At 67.2% G+C, this 4185-nt stretch carries 4 protein-coding genes; 2 read left to right on the top strand and 2 right to left on the bottom strand.

Annotated elements, in window-relative coordinates; translation table 11 throughout:
• Positions 1-123: 123 nt before the first annotated feature.
• Positions 124-627, bottom strand: a complete 504-nt coding sequence (locus tag AB1460_RS36060; RefSeq protein WP_368966969.1) for a hypothetical protein — start codon at positions 625-627, stop codon at positions 124-126.
• Positions 628-1192: 565 nt separating this feature from the next.
• On the opposite strand from AB1460_RS36060, the gene AB1460_RS36055 reads away from it, so the two are divergent.
• Together AB1460_RS36055 and AB1460_RS36050 are read left to right on the top strand one after the other, a co-directional pair.
• Positions 1193-2227 (top strand): alpha/beta fold hydrolase, encoded by a 1035-nt coding sequence (locus AB1460_RS36055; protein ID WP_368966967.1) that lies wholly within the window; start codon positions 1193-1195, stop codon positions 2225-2227.
• Between the two features lie 89 nt (positions 2228-2316).
• A complete protein-coding gene (locus AB1460_RS36050; RefSeq protein ID WP_368966965.1) occupies positions 2317-3282 on the top strand; it encodes an NAD(P)H-binding protein in 966 nt (321 codons plus the stop codon).
• Positions 3283-3376: 94 nt separating this feature from the next.
• On the opposite strand, the gene AB1460_RS36045 is transcribed toward AB1460_RS36050, so the two are convergent.
• Positions 3377-4009 carry a hypothetical protein gene (locus AB1460_RS36045; RefSeq protein WP_368966964.1) on the bottom strand — a complete coding sequence of 211 codons (633 nt, stop codon included), beginning with the start codon at positions 4007-4009 and terminating at the stop codon, positions 3377-3379.
• Between the last annotated feature and the right edge of the window lie 176 nt (positions 4010-4185).

Genomic DNA, 4185 nt, shown 5'->3' with positions numbered 1-4185 from the left:
GGTTCGATCAGTTCCCACTCGCCGTCGGTCAGGTCGCCACGGGTCATACAACCGTGCTACCAGCTGGAGCACCCGAACACGAAAGACGACCATCCCGCCTGTGATCCGGACCCGGAACAGGCCCTAGTAGGCGGAGTCGGCGCGGACGATCAGGGTGCCGGTGGCGCCGGCGTGGCGGGCGACGAACGACGCCGCGCCGCGAGCGGAGCCGGCGTTCCCGCCGCGGAGCCGGGTGCCGGCGATCACCGGTGCGCAGTGCGGGGTCGAGAGGGTGGCGACCAGCGCGTTGAGGCCCCGGACCAGTAGCGACTTCCCCGCGATCTTCGTGTGGCCGAACGCGGCGCCCTGCTTGGCCGGGCCGAACACCCGACGCTGGCTGGAGTCGACGTCGAGGAACGCCAACGTCTCCGCCCCTGGCAGCAGCGGTGTCCGTTCAGCCAGGGTGGTGAGGAACAGCCGGTTGACCTTGTCGAGTTGGCGGACGTTCCCCCGGTCCAGGGCACGCAGGAAGCTCCCGAGCGTGGACGGGGCCCGGATCCCGCCGAACAGCTCACCGACCGCCCCGTTGCGCAGCAGCTCCATGTCCTCGATGCTGTCGGCCCGGCAGCCATGCCCGCGACCAGGCACCCGACCTTCACCGGCGCGTTCACACCGAGCGGGTCCACCGGCCGCAGATGCTCGTCGAGGAGCTCGGCCAGTCCGGCCTGCTCCGCCAGACGCACCACCGGGACCAGCCCCGCGCAGCCGATCAGGCCAGGGTCGTCGAACCGCGCGTGCGTCCTCGACACCGCATGCAACAATCGCACCTGCGAAGTGCCCTCTCGATCTGGCGGACGGAAGCCTAGAGAACTCCCATCCTCCCAGCTCATCAGAGGGAACTTCCGCGTTCAGGAACCCCAACAGACAGCCATAAACGACGGTGCATCCAGACTTAGATGGACGATGACCGTATTCCGATCCTCGTCGAACTCGACCCGTTCGACAACGACCTTCTCGACACCGAGCAGTCGACGCCATAACCTGGATGCGCGCACGCCGTTCTTCCTCGCTAGCAGCGGTTTCTCGACAATTCCGCAACCTAGCGACGGGGACGGCGTGTGTCCGTTAGGGGCCCGTTCGTGTCGCGATCATTCCCCCGATCAGGTCAGGAGAGCCAGAAGTAGCACGCACTCACCGACTTCAGGGAATTCTTATGGAAAGTTCGCTCACTCATCGCTTCGTCGACGTGAACGGGGTCAGGCTGCACATCGCCGAGCAGGGGCAGGGGCCGCTGGTCCTGTTGCTGCACGGCTGGCCGGAGAGCTGGTACTCCTGGCGTCACCAGTTCGGGGTGCTGGCGGCGGCCGGGTACCGGGTCGTTGCCCCTGACCAGCGCGGCTACGCCCGCAGCGAGCAGCCGCCGGATATCGCGTCGTACACCCTGCTCCACCTTGTCGGCGACGTGATCGCCCTGATCGAGGAGCTGGGGGAGGAGCAGGCGGTCGTCGTGGGTCACGACTGGGGTGCACCCGTTGCCTGGGTCGCGGCGATGCTGCGCCCGGACAAGGTCCGCGCGGTGGCCGGGCTCAGTATTCCGCCGATTCTGCCCGGCGGGATGGTTCCGCCCTCGATCACCCGCACCCAGTACGGCGAGGGCTTCTACCAGATCTACTTCCAGCAGCCGGGAGTCGTTGACGCAGAGCTCGCCAAGGATATCCCGGACTCCTTCCGCCGCATCCTGGTCGGTGCTTCAGGCGACAACCCGCTCGGCAAGGAGCCCCGCCCGTTGGTCATACCCGATGGCCTGGGCCTCCTGGACACCATGCCGGAGTCACCCGCTCTCCCTGCCTGGCTGACGGAGGAGGACATCCGAGTGTACGCCGAGGATTTCGCCCTGCACGGCGATCGGGCCTTCACCGGAGCCTTCAACTGGTACCGGAACATCGAACACAACAACGAACTGCTCGCGCCTTTCCGGGGGCGTGGGATCGACGTTCCTGCGCTGTACGTGGTAGGAGACCGTGACATGGTCACGTCATTGCGTGGCCCGGACGGGGGCAACTCGCTGAGCGCTATGTTGCGTGGCGAGGGCGGGTCGGGCAACCCGCTGAGCGCTGTCGTGCCTCAACTGCACGGCCCGGTGGTGCTGCCCGGTTGCGGGCATTGGACGCAGCAGGAGCGTCCCGCCGAGGTCAACGCCGCGCTCCTCGACTTCCTCGCCGGCATCGACGGCGCGGCGCCCCGATGACACCACGCAGAACCCGCCTGGCCGGCACCGTTCGGCTGGAGCAGGACCCAAAGCAGCTGACCCACCCCAACCAGACAGAGGACACGTCGATGCCAGAGCGCAATCCAATCCTGATCACCGGCGCCGCCGGAGACATCGGTGCTGTGAGCAGAATGATGGTCGAGATGCTGCTTGAACAGGGCCATCCAGTGCGCGCGTTCGTGCGACGGGACGACGAACGCGCGCACTCGCTCCGCCAGGACGGGGCCGAGGTCTTCGCCGGTGACCTGCTCAACATCGCCGACGTGACCGCCGCACTGAAAGGCTGCCGACGCATCTACTTCAGCATGAGCCTGTCGCCGTACTACACCGACGCCGTCACCCTGATGGCCGCGGCGGCACGGGCCCAGGGCGGCATCGAGGTCTTCGTCAACATCTCCGAGTACGAGCAGTCATTCATGACGTTTGAGAAGATGACCGCACCAAAGGAAGAACGGCGTGCGTGGCTCGGCGGACTCGTCACGGACTGGTCGCCGCAGCAGCGGGCCCACTGGATCGCCGAGCAGGTGCTGGACTGGTCCGGCGTCCCGACCGTCAACGTGCGGGCGGCCATATTCGTCGAGAACCCCCTGCTGACCTGGCTGCCGCTGGGCCCGCTGAGCAACGGTGAACTGCGCCTGCCCTTCGGCCACCAGCGGCTCGCGCCCATCGCAGGTTACGACGTGGCGGAGCTGTGCGCGAAGATCCTGGCCGACCCGGCGCCGCACATCTCGAAGTCCTACGAGCTCAACGGTCCGGAACTGAAGGACATGCACGGGTTCGCGGAGGACTACGGAGCCGCGCTGGGACGCCCGGTCTCCTACATCCCTGAGGAAGTGGACGACTGGAATCAGACCTTTGTGGACACGGCCTTGGCCGAGCATCCACACGTGGCGGAGCACCTGAAGACCCTGACCCGGCTGGTCGCCGGCGGGGGGTACCGCGGCGTCACCGACCAGCTGGAAACCCTGCTCGGGCGCCCGCCGAAGACCGTGCGGTGGGCGCTGGAGAACAATCCGCGCCTCCGGAAAATTTAGGAGTTCTCGGTCGAGGATGGTGTCTGGTTGGGGTACACGTTCTACGACGGCTCGGGTGGTGACATGGACGGACGGTCGGCGGCTGTCGGCGTGGTCAGCGCGGTACCGGGCGGATCTCCAAGAGGGAGCGACGGACCCGGCCCTCGCTGCCGTATTTGGCGTTCATCGCGGCGGTGACCGCGGCTACGCGCGGATCCCGGGCGCGGTCGAAGGCGGTGAGGCGCAGCGGCCGCTGTCCATCCCAGTTGAACCCGACGACACGGCGGCGCAGTCGGACCGGCACATCGATCCGGCCGGTGTTGGCGGTCTGGCCAAGGTCGAAGAGCAGCTGCTGGTCGCTGAGGAACAGCCCGCCGTCAGCGACCGCGTAGCCGACCCGCCGGTCGGGCTCGAGGTCCGGCGAGGTGCCCTCCGGCCAGTCGACGCGCAGAGGCGTGTACCAATGCTCGGTGAGCGTGATGGTCTCCGAGCTGTCCCAGAGCTGGTCGAACGCGTCGTTGACGTAGAAACCGAGGCCGCCGAGCACGCTGGTTTCGTAGTGCCGGACGTTGCTGCCGTCCCGGTTGTCGGAGTCCCCGAAGAACGAGCAGATGGCCTTGTTGCCTGCCAGGTAGAGGCGGGCCGGTGGCAGCGCGGAGAAGACCTTCAGCTCGAAGGCGCGCGTCGCGTTCGCGGACAACGACTCCGACCAGTGCCGGAACGCGATCAGTACGTCGAAGATGGCCACGGATGCGTCCTCGTCACTTCCCATGTCCGTGGTGCGCTGGCGGGCCGCGTCGCTAGACCTGTCTTCCGCACATGGGGTTGCGATGCGTTGACCGGCCCGGTTTCGGTTCAAGGTGGCCGGGTCGGGTCGACATCGAGGATGTCGAGGAGGTGCTGATGCAGAGCCGAGGGACGGGG

Origin of the sequence: Parafrankia sp. FMc2, assembly GCF_041008525.1 — a bacterium.
In the GTDB taxonomy this organism is placed as follows: Bacteria; Actinomycetota; Actinomycetes; order Frankiales; family Frankiaceae; genus Parafrankia.
Note: the sequence above shows the minus strand (reverse complement) of the source record. Positions and strands in the feature narration are given on the sequence as shown.